The organism is Mesorhizobium sp. B2-1-3 (genome assembly GCF_006442495.1).
Lineage (GTDB): Bacteria > Pseudomonadota > Alphaproteobacteria > Rhizobiales > Rhizobiaceae > Mesorhizobium.
The window spans coordinates 248,837-267,553 of record NZ_VFWL01000006.1 but is presented as its reverse complement, the minus strand read 5'-3'; the positions used below and the strand labels follow the sequence as shown (position 1 = coordinate 267,553).

Annotated in this window: 18 protein-coding genes; 11 read left to right on the top strand and 7 right to left on the bottom strand. The window is 63.1% G+C overall.

Annotation, left to right across the window (positions count from 1 at the left end; genetic code table 11):
* Positions 1-2 precede the first annotated feature (2 nt).
* Positions 3-257, top strand: coding sequence for a cytochrome C oxidase subunit IV family protein (locus FJ973_RS13480; RefSeq protein ID WP_140522223.1), 255 nt, complete (start codon positions 3-5; stop codon positions 255-257).
* A gap of 27 nt (positions 258-284) precedes the next feature.
* Here FJ973_RS13480 and FJ973_RS13475 read toward each other — a convergent pair whose 3' ends face one another.
* Entirely contained in the window at positions 285-722 is a 438-nt protein-coding gene (locus FJ973_RS13475) for a GFA family protein (protein WP_140556180.1), read from the bottom strand.
* Between the two features lie 641 nt (positions 723-1,363).
* Here FJ973_RS13475 and FJ973_RS13465 point away from each other — a divergent pair.
* The 10 genes from FJ973_RS13465 to FJ973_RS13420 all read left to right on the top strand — a co-directional run bounded on the left by FJ973_RS13465 (position 1,364) and on the right by FJ973_RS13420 (position 11,819).
* Positions 1,364-2,899, top strand: a complete 1,536-nt coding sequence (locus tag FJ973_RS13465) for a sugar ABC transporter ATP-binding protein (RefSeq protein ID WP_140556178.1) — start codon at positions 1,364-1,366, stop codon at positions 2,897-2,899.
* Complete coding sequence (locus FJ973_RS13460) at positions 2,896-3,888, top strand: ABC transporter permease (protein ID WP_140556176.1); 993 nt, start codon at positions 2,896-2,898, stop codon at positions 3,886-3,888. Before FJ973_RS13465 ends, FJ973_RS13460 begins: the two co-directional genes overlap by 4 nt.
* The gene (locus FJ973_RS13455) at positions 3,885-4,913 is read left to right on the top strand and encodes an ABC transporter permease (RefSeq protein WP_181167742.1); all 1,029 of its coding nucleotides are present in this window, start codon (positions 3,885-3,887) and stop codon (positions 4,911-4,913) included. Before FJ973_RS13460 ends, FJ973_RS13455 begins: the two co-directional genes overlap by 4 nt.
* Positions 4,914-5,015: 102 nt before the next feature.
* Positions 5,016-6,236, top strand: coding sequence for a sugar ABC transporter substrate-binding protein (locus FJ973_RS13450; RefSeq protein ID WP_224618028.1), 1,221 nt, complete (start codon positions 5,016-5,018; stop codon positions 6,234-6,236).
* 65 nt (positions 6,237-6,301) lie between these two features.
* The gene (hisD, locus tag FJ973_RS13445; protein ID WP_140518013.1) at positions 6,302-7,591 is read left to right on the top strand and encodes a histidinol dehydrogenase; all 1,290 of its coding nucleotides are present in this window, start codon (positions 6,302-6,304) and stop codon (positions 7,589-7,591) included.
* Positions 7,592-7,614: 23 nt separating this feature from the next.
* On the top strand, positions 7,615-8,658 hold the full coding sequence (locus FJ973_RS13440; protein WP_140496117.1) for a LacI family DNA-binding transcriptional regulator: 1,044 nt from the start codon (positions 7,615-7,617) through the stop codon (positions 8,656-8,658).
* Positions 8,651-9,268, top strand: coding sequence for a hypothetical protein (locus tag FJ973_RS13435; RefSeq protein WP_140556173.1), 618 nt, complete (start codon positions 8,651-8,653; stop codon positions 9,266-9,268). Before FJ973_RS13440 ends, FJ973_RS13435 begins: the two co-directional genes overlap by 8 nt.
* Positions 9,240-10,115, top strand: a complete 876-nt coding sequence (locus FJ973_RS13430; RefSeq protein ID WP_140496115.1) for an N-acyl homoserine lactonase family protein — start codon at positions 9,240-9,242, stop codon at positions 10,113-10,115. The genes FJ973_RS13435 and FJ973_RS13430 overlap by 29 nt, the downstream gene beginning before the upstream one ends.
* A complete protein-coding gene (locus tag FJ973_RS13425; protein ID WP_246675874.1) occupies positions 10,115-11,053 on the top strand; it encodes a 3-hydroxyacyl-CoA dehydrogenase in 939 nt (312 codons plus the stop codon). The genes FJ973_RS13430 and FJ973_RS13425 overlap by 1 nt, the downstream gene beginning before the upstream one ends.
* Positions 11,054-11,069: 16 nt before the next feature.
* Positions 11,070-11,819 (top strand): SDR family oxidoreductase, encoded by a 750-nt coding sequence (locus FJ973_RS13420; protein ID WP_140556170.1) that lies wholly within the window; start codon positions 11,070-11,072, stop codon positions 11,817-11,819.
* 96 nt (positions 11,820-11,915) lie between these two features.
* Here the strand turns inward: FJ973_RS13420 and FJ973_RS13415 are convergent, their stop codons facing one another.
* The 6 genes from FJ973_RS13415 to FJ973_RS13390 form a co-directional block, all read right to left on the bottom strand.
* Complete coding sequence (locus FJ973_RS13415) at positions 11,916-13,052, bottom strand: succinylglutamate desuccinylase/aspartoacylase family protein (RefSeq protein WP_181168601.1); 1,137 nt, start codon at positions 13,050-13,052, stop codon at positions 11,916-11,918.
* A complete protein-coding gene (locus tag FJ973_RS13410) occupies positions 13,042-14,058 on the bottom strand; it encodes an ABC transporter ATP-binding protein (protein WP_140556166.1) in 1,017 nt (338 codons plus the stop codon). The genes FJ973_RS13415 and FJ973_RS13410 overlap by 11 nt, the downstream gene beginning before the upstream one ends.
* Positions 14,055-15,074: an ABC transporter ATP-binding protein gene (locus FJ973_RS13405; RefSeq protein ID WP_140556165.1), complete on the bottom strand. Its 1,020-nt coding sequence runs from the start codon at positions 15,072-15,074 to the stop codon at positions 14,055-14,057. Before FJ973_RS13405 ends, FJ973_RS13410 begins: the two co-directional genes overlap by 4 nt.
* Positions 15,071-15,964, bottom strand: coding sequence for an ABC transporter permease (locus tag FJ973_RS13400; protein WP_224704661.1), 894 nt, complete (start codon positions 15,962-15,964; stop codon positions 15,071-15,073). The genes FJ973_RS13405 and FJ973_RS13400 overlap by 4 nt, the downstream gene beginning before the upstream one ends.
* Before the next feature lies 1 nt (position 15,965).
* Entirely contained in the window at positions 15,966-16,904 is a 939-nt protein-coding gene (locus FJ973_RS13395) for an ABC transporter permease (RefSeq protein WP_140556163.1), read from the bottom strand.
* A gap of 131 nt (positions 16,905-17,035) precedes the next feature.
* Positions 17,036-18,610, bottom strand: coding sequence for an ABC transporter substrate-binding protein (locus tag FJ973_RS13390; protein ID WP_140496108.1), 1,575 nt, complete (start codon positions 18,608-18,610; stop codon positions 17,036-17,038).
* Positions 18,611-18,717 lie beyond the last annotated feature (107 nt).

Genomic DNA, 18,717 nt, shown 5'->3' with positions numbered 1-18,717 from the left:
CGATGAGCGACCTCGCCAAGCTCACATTCGCCTATCTCGCGCTGCTCGCCTTGCTGGCGCTTACCGTCGGCTCTTCGTTTGTCGACCTCGGTGGGTTCAATTCCGCGATCAACCTTGCCGCGGCGGCTGCCAAGACAGTGGTGATCGCGCTGCTGTTCATGCATCTGGCGGGCGAGGGCATCCTCCCCAGGCTCGCGGTCGCGGCGGTGGGCCTGTGGCTGGCCATTCTCTTTGGCCTGACCCTGATCGGGCAATAGCCTGCGGGGCTAGTGTGGCGCGCGTCATCAACGGTCACGCGGATTGCCCAAGGCTGGATCGCGGCGCCTCGTGTAGCCGTCGACGCGGGGCAAGCCGTCGGCCATGTCGATGAATGGCAGGCGCATATCCCAATAGGCCTGTGCCTGTGGCGGAAACCGCTCCGGCGCGTCCATGAAGCCGATCGAGACATAGAGTTCGTCACGCAGGCCTTCGTCGGCATAGAAGATCGAGGTACCGCAATCGGCGCAGAAGGAGCGGACGACTCCCTTCGTCTTCGAAAAGGTCTTAGGCTTCCCGGCGGTCAGCTTGACCTGGTGCGGACGATAGCCGATCCAGATGGTCATCGGTCCGCCGATCGCCCGCCGGCAATCGTCGTCATGGTCGAAGCAGATCCAGAAGGGCTCTCCTTCCATCACCGCCGTGACGGCACCGCAGAAACAATGTCCGCGCTCGATGCGAGCCATGTTGCTGCCCGTTGTCAGAGACTGTCGGTCGTCAGGACGGCGCTTCCGCTGCGGTCGAGCATGAATTTTCTCCGAAGCTGTTGGGGGATCTGATCCTGCGGGGTCAACGCAGCGCCGCCAAATTGGTTTCCGGCCATAGGAGCGGCGGCGGATTCAAATCTGCGCTTCCGGCCTAGCCGCTGGAACCTGCCGGTCGAAACCAGGTTATGACTGTGCCAAAGGAGGACCGGCCATGACTGGAAGCGAAAATCGCCGCGAGACTGGTGCCACCAAATATCCGGCCAGGAGCGACGGCGATCCCGCCGATTCATTCTCCCAGGACGCCGCAGGCAACAAGCCGCCGGCGTCCGGGCAAGGCCTGACGCGCCCTTCAGGCGAGGTGAATGAGAAAACGCATCAGTCCGAGGGGCAGAATCCATCCCGGCGGGCGCCCCCCGACCAGCCGCCCAGAAAAGGCGCCGGCTCAGCCACTTCTGAGCACTCAAAAGACGGCCAAGTGCCGCCCGGAGGCCGGGAGCCTGGTGCGTTCGACAAGGAATGAACGATTCACAATTGACAAGCCGGCGGTGCTTGTGGATTAGTGAGAACGTTCTCAGAGAACGTTCTCACCGCTGCGGCGGACTTACCTTTTGGGAGGAGGTATGGGTACCGACGAGATCCGGCTGGCTGTTCGCATCGCGAATATTGCAAAATCCTACGGACCCACAGTCGCACTCGATTCCGTCTCCATTGATCTGCGGCCAGGGGAAGTCCATGCGCTGTTGGGCGAGAACGGCGCCGGCAAATCGACGCTCGTGAAAATCCTCAGCGGCGTCGTGACGCCTGACGGCGGATCCATGTCGATCTTCGGCAAGCCTTATGCGCCGCATGGCATCATCGATGCGCGGGCGCAGGGCGTGGCGACGGCCTTTCAGGAACTCAGCCTGCTGCCGAATCTCAGCATCGCCGAGAATCTCGTGCTGCCGAAAATGCCGAAGGGTAAGCTAGGTCTCGTCTCGCGCCGCACCGCCACGGCATCAGCTGGCAAGGTTCTTAACGACTACGCTCTCTCCCACTTTGATCCTGACACGCCCGTCGGCGTGCTTTCGCTTTCGGATCGTCAGCGGCTTGAGATCGTGCGCGCCTTCACCCATGCCTCGAAGCTCTTGATCCTCGATGAGCCGACGGCCGCGCTGGCGGACGTCGAATGGCTGTTTGAGCTCGTGCGCCGGCAGAAGAACCTGCAGACCGCCATCCTCTACATTTCCCACCGCCTCGGCGAGGTGCGCACCCTGTGTTCGCGCGCCACCATCCTGCGCAATGGCCGCAGCATCGGCACCGTCGAGTTGTCCGGCGCTTCGGACGAGAACATTTTCGAGATGATGGTCGGCCGAAGCGCGCGTGAGACGACCGCCTCGCAGCCTTTGGTCGCCGACACCGCGCCCGTCGCGCTCAGCGTTCGGGGCCTCTCCGGCGGCATTTTGCGCGACGTGTCGTTTGATGTCAGGCGAGGTGAGATCGTCGGCATCGCCGCGCTCGAGGGGCAGGGCCAACGCGACCTGTTCAGGACGATGATCGGCCTCTCCAAGGCGAAAAGCGGCGGCATCGAGATCGACGGCGTGCCCGCCCAGATCGCTAGCCCGGGCGCCGCGCTCCATTTCGGCAACGGCCTTGCCTACCTGCCGGAGGACCGCAAGTCGGAAGGGATTTTCGCCGGCCTCAGCACCGCCAGCAACATGGTGTTGCCTATCATTTCGCGTATCGCGCAGGGTGGCGTCGTCTGGCCGGCCAGCGAGCGTCGCATTGCGAAAAAAACCGCTGAGGCGGTCGAACTGCAGGAGCGCTATCTGCAGTTCAAGATCGATGAGCTTTCCGGTGGCAACCAGCAGAAGGCGCTTCTGGCGCGCGTCATGATGACGGGTGCGCGCACTCTACTGCTTTTCGATCCGACGCGTGGAGTCGATGTCGGAACCAAGCAGTCGATCTACGAGGCGATCCGGAAGTTCGCTGCCGATGGCGGCTCGGTGCTCTTTTACTCGTCCGAACTGCCGGAACTCGTCCATCTCGCGCATCGCTGCATGGTGCTCTATGGCGGCCGCGTCTTCGCCGAATATCAGGGCGATGCCATCGATGAGCCGACTATCGTCGGCGCGCTGATCGGCCACGCTGCGGGCGCGGTGAATGGAGTGGCCGCATGACCGCGGTCCAGGCAAATCCCGCGCCCCGCCGCTCCGCGTTATGGAGGGCTGTCATCAGCGGCACCGGCATCGTGGCGATGATCTATGTCCTGCTTTATGCGCTCTACGCGTTCTGGCAACCGGATGCGCTTTCGGTCTACACCTTCACCGACCTCGTCAACAACTCGACGCCATTGGCGCTCGCGGCAGCGGGCGAGACGCTGGTCGTCATCAGCCGCGGCTTCGACTTGTCCGTCGCGGGCGTCGTCTCGCTGACCAATGTGCTGATGGCGGTCTATCCGTTCGATGGTCCTGGCGGTGCGCTGGCCAGCCTCCTGATGTGCTGTGCGATCGGCGGTGCCGTCGGGGCAATCAACGGCATTCTCGTGGCCAGGCTTGGGCTGCAGACCATCGCGGCGACGCTCGGCACGATGATCGTCTGCCAGGGGCTTTCGCTGGTTATCCTGGACGCGCCTGGCGGTATGGTTGCCGACTTCGTCACCTACACGCTGACCGACACCCTGTTCGGTATCATCCCGATCGCCGGGCTGTTTCTGGTTGCCGCCATCGCGCTTTGGCTTGCCTTCCGGCGGACCAATACCGGGATCGGCCTCTATGCGATCGGCGCCGACGAGCAGTCGGCTCGCTTCTCCGGCGTGCCCGTCGCAGGGGTACGCATCACGGCCTTTGTCGGCGCCGGCATCCTCTACGGCGTCGCCGGCTTCATGCTGAGCGCCCAGACGGCGACAGGAAATCCGACAGCCGGCACGCCATTCCTGATGCTCACCTTTGCCGCGGTGGCGCTCGGCGGCACGCCGTTGAGCGGCGGCCGAGGCAGCCTCGTTGGCTCGATCCTCGGCGCCGGTACGCTGATGCTTTTGCAGAAGGTGCTTTTCTCGGGTGGGGTCTCGTCCTTCTACACCGGCATATTCCAAGGTTTCGTGCTGGTGCTTGCGATCGTGTTCGGCAGCGCCGTGGCGCGCCTGCTCAAGAAGGAAGAGATCCGGTGAACGCGCATAAGGACGTCGCAACGCGTTTCGAGGCCAATTCCGACCGGCGCGGCAGGCAAAGGCTCGACCGGGAGGTGGTGAATACGTTTGTGGTGTTTGGGCTGAGTGTCGTGCTTGTGGTTTGCTCGCGCTTCATCAGTCCGGCGCTGGGTTCCTGGGATCAGGTGCTGACGGTTCTCATCCTCGCGTCCTTCCTGATCGTTTTGTCGTTCGGGCAAGGGCTCGTCATCCTGATCGGCGGGCTCGACCTATCGGTCCCCGCCCTCATCACGCTCGGCGGCGTGTTGACGACGACTTGGATTGGTAGCGGCAACGCCGGCATCTGGTACATGCTGCCGGCCATCCTAGTCATTTGCGCGCTGGTCGGCACGATCAGCGGACTGGGAATTGTCTGGCTGAAGGTTCCTCCCTTCATCATGACCATGGCGACCTCGATCGTCGTGGCTTCGGTGGCGCTGGGCTATACCAGCGGGACGCCGCGCGGCGGTTCCCCGTCCGTCTTGCTATGGCTGATGAAGGAATGGTTCCTCGGCGTGCCGCTGGTCATCTACTTCACCGTCGTTTTCATCCTGTTCGGCTGGTTCTTGCAGAACTTCACTGCGCTCGGCCGCCGGCTCTACGCCCTTGGCACCAACAGGAACGCCGCCCTTATCGCCGGCGTCGCTGTCAATCGGCTCGAGCTCGTCCCCTATGCGATCAGTGCCACCTGCGCAGGGTTCGTCGGCATGATGCTGGTGGGCTATTCGAACGGGGCGACGCTGAGGATGGGTGACAGCTACATGCTGCCTTCCATCGCTGCCGTCGTGGTCGGCGGCTCCTCGATCCTCGGCGGCAGCGGAACTTTCATCGGGACGGTCGGCGGCGCAATTCTTCTGACGACGCTTGGCACCGTTATCTCCGCCATCGGCCTCAACGAAGGATGGCGCACCGTCATAGAGGGCGCAATCATTGTCGCCGCCCTGCTGGTGCTGCGCGGTGAATTCCTGGCCGATCTCGGAAATCGAATGCTGACGCGGAGGAAGTGACCATGCCTGTGCGTGAAATGCGTTTGTCCAATTGTGAGAACGTTCTCACAAGCTCTGGTCCGGCACCTGCAAGGGCCAAATTCCAACGGGAGGTTGATCGAAATGAGGCTGTTAAAAAGACTGGGACTGGCCGCGTCGCTGACGCTTGCCACCGCCATGGGCGTTGGGATGGTTGTCGACCATGCCCAAGCGCAGGACAAGAAGTTCAAGATATATCTGTCGCTGAGCTACAGCGGCAATTCGTGGCAGTCGGAGGCTGCGAACATCGTCAAGGCGTTGGCGCAGACGCCGCCCTACGACAAGACGGTGGAGCTGAAGGAAGTCATCTCGGGAACCGACCCCCAGGCTCAGATCTCGGCCTATGAAAGCATGATACAGGCTGGCGCCGACGGCATCATCAGCTTCCCGATCTCGTCGACGGCGCTGAACCGCACGGTCCATCGCGGCTGCCAGAAGGGCGTGCTCTTCTTCATGTACGACGCCACGGTGACCGAGCCTTGCGCCTACAATGTCAGCTATATCACCGCAGGCTTCGGCGAGAACACCGCCCAGGCCTTGGTCAATATCCTGGGAGGCAAGGGCAAGATCTTCCTGAGCCGTGGCGTCCCGGGCAACTCGGTGGATAAGCGCCACACCGACGGCGCGATGCACATTTTCAACCAGTATCCCGGCATCAAGGTCGTCGCGGAATACTACTCCTACTGGGATGACCGCACCACACAGCAGGAGACGGCCAAGGCTCTCGCTGCGCATCCCGATGTTGACGGCATCTGGGCTCAGGCAGGCGAATATGGCGCCGTTCAAGCGCTGCTCGACAAGGGCAACAAACTGGTTCCGATGACCGGCGAGAACTCGGACGGTTTTCGTCTCGGACTGGCAGACCCGAAGATGCAAGGCATGGGTCTCAAGGGTGTGTCCGCCGGTTCGCCGCCTGCTACGTCAGGCTATGCCTTCAAGCTGATGATGGAGATCCTGACCAAGAAGCGCGACCTGAAGCCGATGAACATCGAGTACCCGCTGCCTTGGGTGCCAGCGGATCAAGTAAAACCCTGCAAAGGCGATACCTTCGCCGACGGGTGCAATGTTTTCCCGTCCGACAAGGTCCCGAGTTCCTTCGTCACCGAGGTCTTCAATCCCGATTTGCTGCCGGAACTGTCGCTGCAGTCGGCGCTCGAGGGCAAGCCAACACCAGGAGCGACCATTCAGGCATTGCCCGCGGACGTGAAGCAGGCGCCCGATGCCCCTGGCATCAACTGCTCATCGTGCAAGGCTCCGGCCGACGAATACAAGCTCACCAAGATCGAGCCGACGGTAAAACCCTGACGATCAGCAATGCAACAGGTGGACGGCATCCTGCCGCCCACCTGACTCAACATAAGGATGAGAATATGCCGACTTTTCTGAAACGGGGCAGGGATCCCGAAGCTGTCGCCCAGAGCGATGCGGCCGTCCGGACGACCGTCGAGACGATCCTTGCCGACATAGAAAAGCGAGGCGATACCGCTGTCCGGGAGTTGTCGGAGCGTTTCGACAAATGGTCGCCGCCAAGCTTCCGGCTCAGCGACAGCGAGATCGAGCAGGCGATGTCCAAGGTGTCGGCAAGCGACATCGAGGATATTCGCTTCGCCCAGGCCCAGGTTCGCAATTTCGCTGAGAAGCAGCGCGCCTGCCTCCAGGACCTCGAAGTGGAAACGCTTCCCGGCGTTGTCCTCGGCCACAAGAACATTCCCGTGGAAACAGTCGGCTGCTACGTGCCGGGCGGGAAATACCCGATGGTCGCCTCCGCGCATATGAGCGTGGTGACGGCCAAGGTCGCCGGGGTGAAGAAGATCATCGCCTGCGCGCCGCCGTTCCAGGGCGGTCCGCATCCGGCTATCGTGGCCGCGATGCACATGGCCGGCGCGGACGAGATCTACGTTCTGGGCGGTGTGCAGGCCGTCGGCGCCATGGCGCTCGGAACCGAAACCATCGGGCGCGTCGACATGCTCGTCGGTCCTGGCAATGCCTTCGTCGCTGAAGCCAAGCGGCAATTGTACGGCCGTATCGGCATCGACCTGTTCGCCGGCCCGACCGAGACGCTGGTCATTGCCGACGACAGTGTCGACGGCGAGATCTGCGCGACCGATCTGCTCGGCCAGGCCGAGCATGGTCCGACCAGTCCCGCCGTGCTTTTGACAAATTCGGAGAGGCTCGCGCGCGACACCCTGGCCGAGATCGAGCGGCAGCTGAAGATCCTGCCGACCGCCGAGATCGCCGCCAAGGCATGGGCGGACTATGGCGAAGTGATCGTCTGCGCTTCCTACGAGGAAATGGTCGCGGAGGCCGACCGGATCGCATCCGAGCACGTCCAGGTCATGACGCGCGATCCGGACTACTTCCTCGACAACATGCGCAATTACGGCGCTCTGTTTCTGGGAGCGCGTACGAATGTTGCCTATGGCGACAAGGTCATCGGCACCAACCATACGCTGCCGACCAAGAAGGCGGCCCGTTACACAGGCGGTTTGTGGGTTGGCAAGTTCATCAAGACCTGCACCTATCAGCGCGTTCTGACCGACGAAGCGAGCGCCATGATAGGCGAGTACTGTTCGCGCCTGTGTGTCCTCGAGGGATTCTATGGGCATGCCGAGCAGGCCAACATCCGGGTCCGCCGCTATGGAGGTCGCAACCAGGCCTAAGCCAGCGCGCCAACGGAGTTTTCATGTCGATCATCGCCCGCAACAAGAACAGCAAGCCCCGCCTGACCGTGAAGGATCTGGCGCGCGATCTCGGCATGTCTGTTTCGACCGTATCCAGGGCCTTTCACGCCGATGCCGTGATCGCCAAGAATACGCGGGACCTGGTGCTGAACCGTGCGAGGGAGATCGGCTATTCGCCGAACCCTTTCGCGCGCAGCCTCATCACCAAGAAGACGCGTATCGTGGGTATTGTCGTCGCGGACATCAAGAACCCGTTCTATCCGGAAGTGCTGACGCGGCTGACCACCGCCCTTCGTGCCATCGACATGAACGTGATGCTCGTCGCCGCCGACCAGTCGGGAGACGTCGACCAGGCGCTACGCCTGCTGCTCAACTACCAGCCAGATCTTGCCATCATCCTGGCGGCCACCCTGTCTTCGGCGGCCGCGCAGGAATGCCGTAGGGCCGGCACTCCGGTGATCTTTTTCAACCGACTCTCGGCCGACGACCACGCGTTCGGCATTTCCTGCGACAATATACTCGGCGGCCGCAGCATCGCCGACTATCTCGTCGATACCGGCCACCGGCGCCTGGCCTACATCGCCGCCTTGCCCGATGCCTCCACCAATGTCGCACGCCACAGGGGCTTCAGCGAACGCGCCGTCGAGCGTGGCCTCGCCGCGCCGATAGTTATCGAGGCAGGCCAGTTCAGCTATCACGCCGGCTACGAAGCGGCGCGCAAGCTGCGTGACCTGAAAGAGGTTCCCGACGGTGTCTTCTGCGCCAACGACATTCTCGCCATTGGCTTTCTCGACGGCGTGCGGCGAGAGCTGGCGCTCGGCGTGCCGGACGACATTTCGATCGTCGGCTTCGACGATATCGAGATGGCCCACTGGCCTTCGCACGGGCTGACGACCGTCCGGCAGCCCATTGACCAGATGCTCGAGGCCACGGTCAGCCTGGCGAAGGAATTGAGCACGAATTCCGGCCGGGAGCCGATCGTTCAACTAATCCCGCCCGGCGCGGTGATCGAGCGCGCGACGACGCGAAAAAGGCACCATGGCTGATATCCCGGGAAAGCGCTTCTTCGAGCGGGCGGTAAGCGTCCACCGCTATGACTGCGAGGTCGTCGCGGCGCCCCATGTCTCCGTCACCGGAAGCGAGGAACCCGTCGCCACCGTCAACGATGCCGCGTTGGCCGACGAAGCCATCGTCCGCTACGTCGTGGCAACCCGCCCCGTCTACGAAGGCCTGCGCCGGCTGATCGGCCAACTCGCTGGCCTGCTGGTCCTGGCTCAGGCCGGCGGACGCCGCGACGTGCTCGATCTGCCTGACATTCCGGTGGCCCGCGAACGGTGGACGGAGGTGGAGCAGCGGCTGGGCGCCTTGCACGCGCCGCATGGGCTCGAAAGCCATTGCGCGCGTCTGGGGGCCGCCCATGCAATGCTGGGCGAGGTCCTGGACGATTTCGGTTCGGCCCGACTGCGGCGCGACTGGCAGCAGGAGCTCGACCGGGCCGGGGAGAGGATCAAACGCGCCTACGCCGGGCTGCAGGCGGCGTCGGAACCGCGGGCCGGTATGACGCCGGTCGATTTCAATCACGCCTGCTGCAGCTGTGCGCAGCGTTGGCGACAACAGGGAGGAAGCAATGAGCCAATATTCGATCTGGGTGCTTGAGTACAGCTACGTCAGCAACTACCACAAGAGCGGCGTGCTCTACGGCGCCCACAACCAGGGTTACGTCAAGCTTCCCTACTGCTACGCGCTGATCAAGGGCAACGGTCGCGTTGCGATGGTCGATGTCGGCTACAACAACAAGGACTACGGCAAGCATCTCGCCGACAAATTTGGCGTCGAGAACTGGCACTCGCCCGAGGCCGTTCTTGGCGAAATCGGCCTCTCGCCAAAGAGCGTCGACACGGTTTTCGTCACGCACGCGCATTTCGACCATTTCGGCAATGTCGAGGACTTCCCGAATGCGACCTTCTACATCCAGGAGAGGGAGATCGCGAAGTGGGTCTGGGCGATGTCGCTGCCGGATCGCATGCGCTGGATGAACGTAGCCGTCGACCCGGGCGACATCGTGCGCGGCGTCGACCTGGCCCGTCAGAAGCGGTTGGTGACGATCGACGGAGCGAAACAGGACGTCCTGCCCGACATCGATCTCCATGCCGCCTTTGACAGCCATACCTACGGATCGATGTGGGTCACCGTGCGCAACGGCAAGGACGACACCTGGGTGCTGGCTGGCGATCTGGTCTACGTCTTCGATAACATCGAGGGCTCGGGAGCTGCCGTCGATATCGAGACGCTCTACGTTCCGGTGGGGCTTGCGGTCGGCAGCCAGACCAATCTCGTTCTCGCCACCGAGGAGATGATGAAGCAGGTGGGCCACGAGGCACGGCGGGTCATTCCCATCCACGAAGAGCGGTTGAAGGACCGGTTCCCATCCCGCATCACTCAGGATGGCCTGCGGATCACCGAAATTTGCCTCGCGGACGGCGAGACGTCACGGGTGCAATGATGGATGCAATCCGCAAAGTCGCCATTGTCGGTGCCGGACTGGTCGGCCGTGGCTGGGCGATCGTCTTCGCCCGGGCCGGCCATGATGTGACCATCTATGACGGCAGCGCCGACATCCGCGCCGCGGTGCTCGACAAGATCCGGGCCAGCCTTGCCGATATGCAAGAGGCCGGGCTGGTAGATGCCGTCGATGCAGTCATGCGGCGGCTGAACGTTGTCGATACGCTGGAGGGTGCGGTAGCGGATGCCGACTACATCCAGGAGTCGGTGCTGGAAGTGCGCGACATCAAGGAGGCGGTCTGTCTGGAGATTGACCGGGCGATGCGGCCCGACGCGGTCGTAGGCAGCTCCAGCTCCGGCATTCCGGCCTCGGCCTTCACCGGGTCCTGTGCCAACCGCCGGCGTTTTCTCGTCGCTCATCCCGTCAATCCACCGCATTTGATCCCGTTGGTGGAACTGGTCCCGGCGCCCTGGACCGACGCGGAGACCGTTGCGTGGCTGCGGGTGCAGATGGAGGCCGTAGGGCAGGCTGCCGTGATCGTGCGCAAGGAAGTCGAAGGGTTCGTCCTCAACCGGCTTCAGGGGGCATTGCTGAACGAAGCCTGGGCCCTGCTCGAGGAGGGCGTGGCAAGTGCCGCCGATATCGACCTTACGGTGTCGCATGGGCTCGGCTACCGGTGGTCCTTCATGGGGCCTTTCGAGACGATCGATCTGAATGCGCCCGGCGGGATCGCGGACTACGCGAGACGTCTGGGACCGCTCTACCATTCGATCGCCCTCGCCAGGCGCGATCCGGCCCCCTGGTCGGAAGGGCTGGTTGCCAAGGCCGAGGAAGCGCGCCGCGAAAAGTTGTCAGCATCCCAACTCGCCGAACGCAGCGCCTGGCGCGACCGCAATCTAATGGCGCTGGCCGCCCATAAGCGAAGCACCGGGGTTTGACACTCAGGAGACGGCCATGACAGCCACACTCACAGGCAAGGTTGCCCTGGTCACTGGAGCAACCGGCGGCATCGGCGCGCGGATCGTATCCAGGCTTGCTGCGGAAGGGGCTTCGGTTGTCATCGGCTACAACCGTTCGCGGCAGACGGCCGACGATCTGGTTTCGTCATTGGCGTACGGCGATCACTTCGTCGCCGAGGCGACCGTGACGGACAGCGATTGCCTCGCGCGCCTCGCTGGTCAGATCGAGAAAAGCTTTGGCCGGCTGGATGTCCTGGTCAATTGCGCCGGGACAACCCGCTTCGTGCCACATCCGGATCTCGACAGCCTGGACGATGAATTGATCGACCGCATCTTCAGCGTCAACGTGCGCGGTGTGATTGCTGCGACGCGGGCCATGCGGCCGCTGCTCGATCGCACCGGCAGCGGGGTTGTTGTCAACATCTCGTCGATCGCAGGGGTCACCGCCATGGGAAGCAACGTCGCCTATTGTGCGTCGAAAGCCGCTGTCGATAATCTGACCAAGTCGCTGGCGCGTGCCCTGGCCCCGAGAATCAGGGTCGTGTCGGTCTCGCCCGGCGTCGTCGACACCGACTTCATCAAGGGCCGTGACGAATCCTGGCGGGACGAACAGGCAAGCCGGACGCCGCTGGGGCGGCTGGGCACGCCCGACGATGTCGCCGAGGCGGTTTTGGCGGCTGCGACCCATCTCCGTTTCGTGACCGGCGTTATCATTCCGGTCGACGGCGGTCGGCCCCTGGCCTAGAGCCCGGGACAGGATCAGGTCGAACGGACCTCGTTTCTACGCGTGGCCGCCAATCATCGATCTGCGGTCAAGAAGTGCCCGCGCCCGCTGATCGATCTAATCCTCCAGCAGATAGCCTGTCCGGTGGGCGAGGGGCTTTTGGCCCACCACCTTGGCAATGACCTGATTGGCGGCGACAAGTTTCTTCAGCCTTCGCGTCACCACGAGCCCGTCGGTGCGCGCCCGTACCGTCACGCGCGCCTCGCGGCCCAGCGAAGAAGGCACGATGATGTCCGCGATCGGCTGTCCACAAGTGACGCGTTCACCCAGTTCGGCGCGGTAGACGATGACACCGAAAGCGGGCGTGCGAACCACATCGCACGCATCGAAGCCGGTGATCTCGCAAAGCGCGGCGGGCGGCAGGCCCGCTTGCCCCGCGACGTAGCCGCGGCGGCGAAGCACGTTGAGCAAGGCGGAAGCGTCAGCCGACGCCATCTCATCACTGATGTCGATGAAGCCGCGCAGTTCCACCGTCGCGGCGAGGCAGCCGATCGGGATCACCTTATCGGGAAGGGCAGCCGCAAGCCTGATCCAGGGCTCGACGCTTGCTTCGGCGAAGGTTGAGCCGCCCGACGAACCCTGTGAGAACACCGCCCGGCAACCGAGTTCCCGCGCAAGGTCGGACAATTCGGCCGAGATCTCGGGCCGCACGAACAGATGCATCAGCCCTTCGTCGTCGCAGTGCAGATCCAGCACAAGATCGGAATCGAAAGCCTCGCGTGCCAAGGCGGTGTAAAGGGAATCGACAGGCTGCCCTGCGCCGCGTTCGTCGAGAATTTCGCGAATCGTGCTGCGGATGAGCACCGTGTTGTCGTCGGCGCTGCTTCCGAGCCGATCGGCAAGTCGTATGGTCAATTCGCCGGCGACATCAGGCCATTTGCGGTTGAAATTCCGGCCGCTGGCCAGATCGTAACGCCCCAGATGATCGCCATTGACGAACTGCGCCAGGCCGAGCGGGTTGGCGTAGGGAACGACGACGATCTGGCCCCGGATTTCGCCGCGCGCGTCGGCGGCGTCAAGCTGCTCGACCAGATGGTGTAACACCAGCAGGCCGGGCGCTTCGTCGGCATGCAGCGCGGCATGTATGTAGGCTTTCGGGCGCGCGTCGGCGGCACCATACCGGATGATGCGCACGCTGTGTTGGCTGCCCGGCGTGCCGTTGGCAAGAGGAACATCGAGGATTTCACGAGACATTGGTGGCTCCGGCGAGCGCACGTTCCGATAGCGGGAAGTGGCAATTGAAGACATGGCGGGGATCTTCCCGGTCGGCTGCCCGGGACGGGAAGGCGCTTTTGCAGATGCCCTGCGCATAGCGGCAGCGGGTGTGAAACTCGCAGCCCGTTGGGCGCGTCATCAGGCTCGGCACCTCGCCGCTGAGCTCGACCCTGTCGAGCACGGCGTCCGGGTCGGGTTCCGGATTGGCCGACAGCAGCGCCTCCGTATAGGGGTGGCGCGGCTGCGCGAATATCCGCTCGGTCGAGCCGACCTCGATGAAGCGGCCGAGATACATGATCGCCATGCGATCGGTCATGTGGCGCACGACATTGAGATTATGCGTGATGATGAGAATGGCGATGCCGAGTTCGCCCTGCAAACGTCCAAGCAGATTGAGGACTTCACCCTGAACGGACACGTCCAGTCCCGCGGTCGGCTCGTCGGCGATGATAAGATCGGGTTGCAATGCAAGGGCCCGCGCCACGCCGACGCGGCGCGCTTGGCCTCCGGAAAGCTGGTGTGGATATCGCCGCCCGAAATCGGCGGGCAGGCCGACCATGTTGAGCAGGCGTTCCGCTTCGGCGGCGGGGTCGCGGCCGGTAACGCCGTGAATGCGGAAAGGCTCCATCAGCAGTGAGCATACAGTGAGTCGCGGCGACAGCGATCCGACCGGATCCTGGAACATCATCGCCATGCGCCGAAGATGCGGCTTGCGCTCCGTCGGGGCGAGGCCGTTCAGCACCTGACCATCGAAGCGTATCGTGCCGCCCGTTGGCGGCCGCAGGCCCATGATGGCGCGGGCGATGGTGGATTTTCCCGAACCGCTTTCACCGACGAGGCCGAGCGTTTCGCCCTTGCGGATCTCGAAGGAAACGCCGCAGACGGCGTCCACGAACGGGTTCTTAACGCCGCTGGCGAGCGCCTTCAGCGCGCCCATGGTGCGGAAGCGTACGCGAAGATCCTCGACAGAAAGCAGGGGGCTCATACCGGCGCCACCAGCGTGTCGTCGAGACGATGGCAACGTGCGGTGTGCGTTGCGCCGATAGCGCACGGGACAGGACTGTCATCCACGCACCGGGTAAAGGCTTGCGGGCAGCGCCGACGGAAGATGCAACCCGCCTGGGTACCGAGGAGGCTCGGCACCTCGCCTGGGATCGTCGGCAACTGGCGGGTGCGTTGCCTGATGCGTCCGGGATCACATTCGAGCAGCGCGCGCGTATAGGGATGCCCCGGTCGGCGGAAGATGTCGCGCACGGTGCCGTATTCGACCACCTCGCCCGCATACATGACCGCCACCCGGTCGCAGAGCTCGGCGACAGCGCCGAGGTGGTGAGAGACGAACAGGATCGAGCAGCCGATCTCCTTTTGCAGCTCTTTCAACAGATGGATGATCTGCACCTCCAGCGTCGCGTCGAGCGCTGTGGTCGGTTCGTCCGCGATGAGCAGCGCCGGCTTCACCAGCAGCGCCATCGCGATGCAGATACGCTGGCGCATTCCGCCGGAAAACTCGTGCGGATAGCCGCCGATGCGGCTCTCCGGGTCCGGAATGCCGACCCGATGAAGCATACCCAGGGCGCGCTGGCGCTTGGTCCGGTGCGAGCCGCCCTCGTGATGCTGGATATCGATCATCTGGCTTTCGATGCTGCGCACCGGGTTCAACGCCGTCATCGGATCCTGGAAGATCATCGACATGCGGTTGCCGAGTAAGCCGCGCCGCTCCGCCGGAGCCATGCCGAGCAGGTCGCGCCCCTCGAACAGGATGGCGCCGTTCACCATCTCGGCATTTTCCGCCAGCAGCCCCGTCACGGCATAGGCGAGCGTCGATTTGCCCGAACCGCTTTCGCCGACGATGCCGACCACTTCGCCCGCCGGCACGTCGATATGGATATCGCGCAGTGCATGGGCGCGACCGCGCGGCGTGCCGAAATCGAGAGACAGACCACGGATCGCCAGAAGCGCGTCGCGGTTTGGAGAATGTCCTGCCTGAGCGCCGGGATTCATAGGTCTTTCCGAAGCTTGGGGTCGAAAATGTCGCGCAGCGCCTCGCCGAGGAAAGTGAAGCCCAGCGTGGTTATGACGATCGGGATGCCGCCGGCGATCACCAGCCACACCGTCTTGTGGATATAGCCATAGCCGTCACTGAGGATGGTTCCCCAGTCCGGCGTCGGCGGACGGACACCCATGCCTAGGAAGCTCATGCCGGCCTCCAGCGTGATGACCAGCGGAACATCCATGCTGACCAGGATCAGCAGCGGCCCGATCACATTGGGCAGCACGTGCACGGCAAGAATGCGCACGATGCCGGCGCCCATGGCGCGCTCCGCAGTGATGAACTCGCTCTCGCGCAGTGCGTGGGCCTGCGTGCGCACCACGCGCGCATAGATCGGCACAGACGTGATCGCGACGACGAAGATGACGCTGGCAAGGCTCGGCCCGAGCAGCGTCACCACTGCCAAGGCGAAGATGATGACCGGAAAGGAGCGGATCGTGTCGAAGACCAGCAGCAGCAGATTGTCCAGCCAGCGCGGACCGAAGGCGGCGATGAGGCCGAGCACAAGCCCTGCGCTGAGCGAGGCGCCCAACGAGACGAAGGCGACGAGCAGCGCGATCCTTCCGCCCATGACGACCCGCGAGAAGACATCGCGTCCCAACTGATCGGTGCCGAGAAGAAAATGCAAAGAGGGCGGCGCCAGCCGGGGCCCGACCATGATCTTGATCGGATCGTAAGGCACGATCCAGGTGGCGAAGACCGCAGTCACCACCATAAGCACGACCAGCACGGCGCCCATCATGCCGAGCGGAGACTTGCGCAATTGCCGCAGGAACATGGCGGCCGCGCCCGGCCCGCGGCGTTCATCGACCGCCTCGCGAATGAGTTGAACTTCGGACACGCTACAAATTCTCGCGGATTCTTGGATCGAGCGCCGCGTTGACGAGGTCGGCGAGCGTCGTGGAGATGACGAACAGAACGGTGGTGACGAGGACCGTGCCCATGACGATCGGATAGTTGCGCGAGTCCACCGCCTTGACGATCAGCGCGCCGATGCCGGGCCGGGCGAAGACCACCTCGACGAAAACCGCCGCCGAGAGCAGGTGCGCCATGCCGACGCCGATGATCGTCACTGTCGGCAGGATCGCGAGCGGCAGCGCGTAGCGCGCCACGATGCGCCGCTCTGAAAGACCGAAGGAGCGCGCCATGCGAATGTGGTTCTCGCCAAGAATCTCCAGCATGGAGGCGCGCACGATGCGTGAGATGTAGCCCACCCAGCCGATACCGACGACGAAGGCTGGAAGGATGAGATGGACGAACCCGTCGCGGAAGCCTGAGCCGGCGCCGATGGCAGGCAGCCAGCGCAGGCCGACCGAGAAGATCAACAGCGCATAGATCGCCATGACGAAGGACGGGATGGCGATGGTTCCGACCGCGAATACACCCACGACCTTGTCGATCACGGAGTTGCGGCGCAGCGCCGAATAGCAGCCGAGCGGCACGCCGACGATAACGGCCCAGGCGATCGAAACCAGGATGAGTTCGACGGTGTAAGGCAATTGCTCGAAAACGATGGCCGCGACAGGGCGCTGGGTAAAGACATCGGTGCCGAGATTACCGTGCAGCAGCCCCCCGAAGAATGAGACGATCTGCACGGGCAGCGGCTTGTCGAGGCCCATTTCCTCGTGCAATTGCGCCTTCAGTTCCGGCGTCGCACGCGGTCCGAGCAGGACCGCGGCGGGATCGCCGGGAACGGCCTGGATCATCAGGAACAGCAGCGTGACGGCAACGACGACAATTGCCGCCGCCAGCACGATACGCTTGCCAAGATATAACCACATGTTCTGACTCAGCCTGTCCCAGCGACCGCGTCAGAGCGGTTCAGCGTTTGATAGAATCGCCGACCCGCTCTAACCCTTTGTTTTTTCGCAATTCCGGACGGAAAACCGCTACGCACTTTTCCTAGAATGCCCTAGGCCGATTTCGGCTCAAAGCCGAGATAGAGCGGCCGCCCGTCTGGGCGCGTCTCGGCCTCGAGTTGCGTCGTTCGGTACATGATCGGCGAGCCTTCATGGGTGAGGAACCGGTAGGAGCCGGAATCTTCCATGATGTCCTGCATCTCATAATACATCTTGGCCCGTTCCTGCGGGTCTTCGACGGTTACCGCCTTGGCGTTGAGCTCGTCGAAGCGCTCGCTGCGGAAGCGCTCCCAGTTCCACACACCGACCTGGTCGCGCACGAAAAAGGTGGTGGCGTAATAGGGATCCGGCACCATCGAGAAACGCTGCACGATCAGCTGCATGTCCTTCCAACGTTCGCCTTCCGATTCCATGCCGATGGTCCAGAACGAACCGGAATCCTGAACATTGACCTCGACCGTGATGCCGATCTGCGACAGCTGCGCCTGGACCATTTCCGCGATCGTGGAGAAGGTGGTCACGTTGAGCGCGTCGATGGTGAGGCTGAGTTCGGTGATGCCGGCCTTCTCAAGATACTGCTTCGCCTTTTCGAGATCGCCCTCCGGCGGTATCAGCGCTTTTTCCCGGTGTCCCACCAAGCCCGGAGCGATAAGGCCGGTGGCGACCTGGGCCTGGCCTGAATAGGCCGCGTCCATGATCTGCGGCACATTGATGGCCCATTGAATCGCCTTGCGGACATTGACGTCCTTCAGCTTCGGATGGTCCGAGTTCATGCCGATATAGACATAGTAGAGCGAAGGCTTTTCTTCGATCTTGGTGTTTTCGGGCGGGCTGTCCTTCAAAGTGGCCAGCGAATCGAGGCTGAAATCGGTGAAGTCGATGTCGCCTGCCTGATAGGCGCGCTCGGCGGTCTTGATATCGCTCATGGGCAGGATATGAATTTCGTCGAAGCCCGGCCTAGGGCCTTTCCATTCGGGATTTCGGGTCAACAGGACGAGCTGGTTCGGCTTCCAGTCCGACAACACGTAGGGACCTGAATAGCAGGGCGGCTTCATGCCGAAATCGCCGCCGTCGGCAACTGCCTTCGTCACCGCTTTTTTCGAGACGATGTGGCCGCAACCATAGGGAAGAGTGATGTTCCAGAGCGGCACGAAAGGCGTCTTGAGCACGATCACGCCCGTATGGTCGTCCTCGATCTCGATGCGGTCGAGCGGACCCCAGTCGCCCTTGACCGGAGAATTGTGCTGGATGACGCGCTCGAACGAGAACTTCACGTCCTCGGCGGTCATTTCGCCAAATCCGCCAGTGAAGTTGATGCCCTTCTTCAGGCGGAAGCGGATGTGCGTCGGATCGATCTGCTCGACGGATTCGGCGGCCTCGAGTTCCCAGCCCCACTCCGAACCCGGTTTATAGCGCGTAAGCTTGGTGTAGATGCAGTTCATGACGTCGACATTGTACGCGTTCTGGTAGAAGCCAGGATCGAGCTTGTCGATATCGGAATAGGCGCGGGCCTTGAGTACCTTGCCTTCGGCCGCCCATACGGCCTGCGACAAGGGCAGACCGGAGGCGATGATCCCCGCGCCGAGGCCGGCGCCTGCCTGCAGGAAATGCCTGCGATTCAATTTCATTCCATTCACGGTTTCGTTCCCCTTTCAACTGAGCGGGTTTCCCGGCGATTGCCGGGATCCCTCTTTTTGGTACCGCGCCGCCTGATGGGGCCGCGAGTTCGGACGGC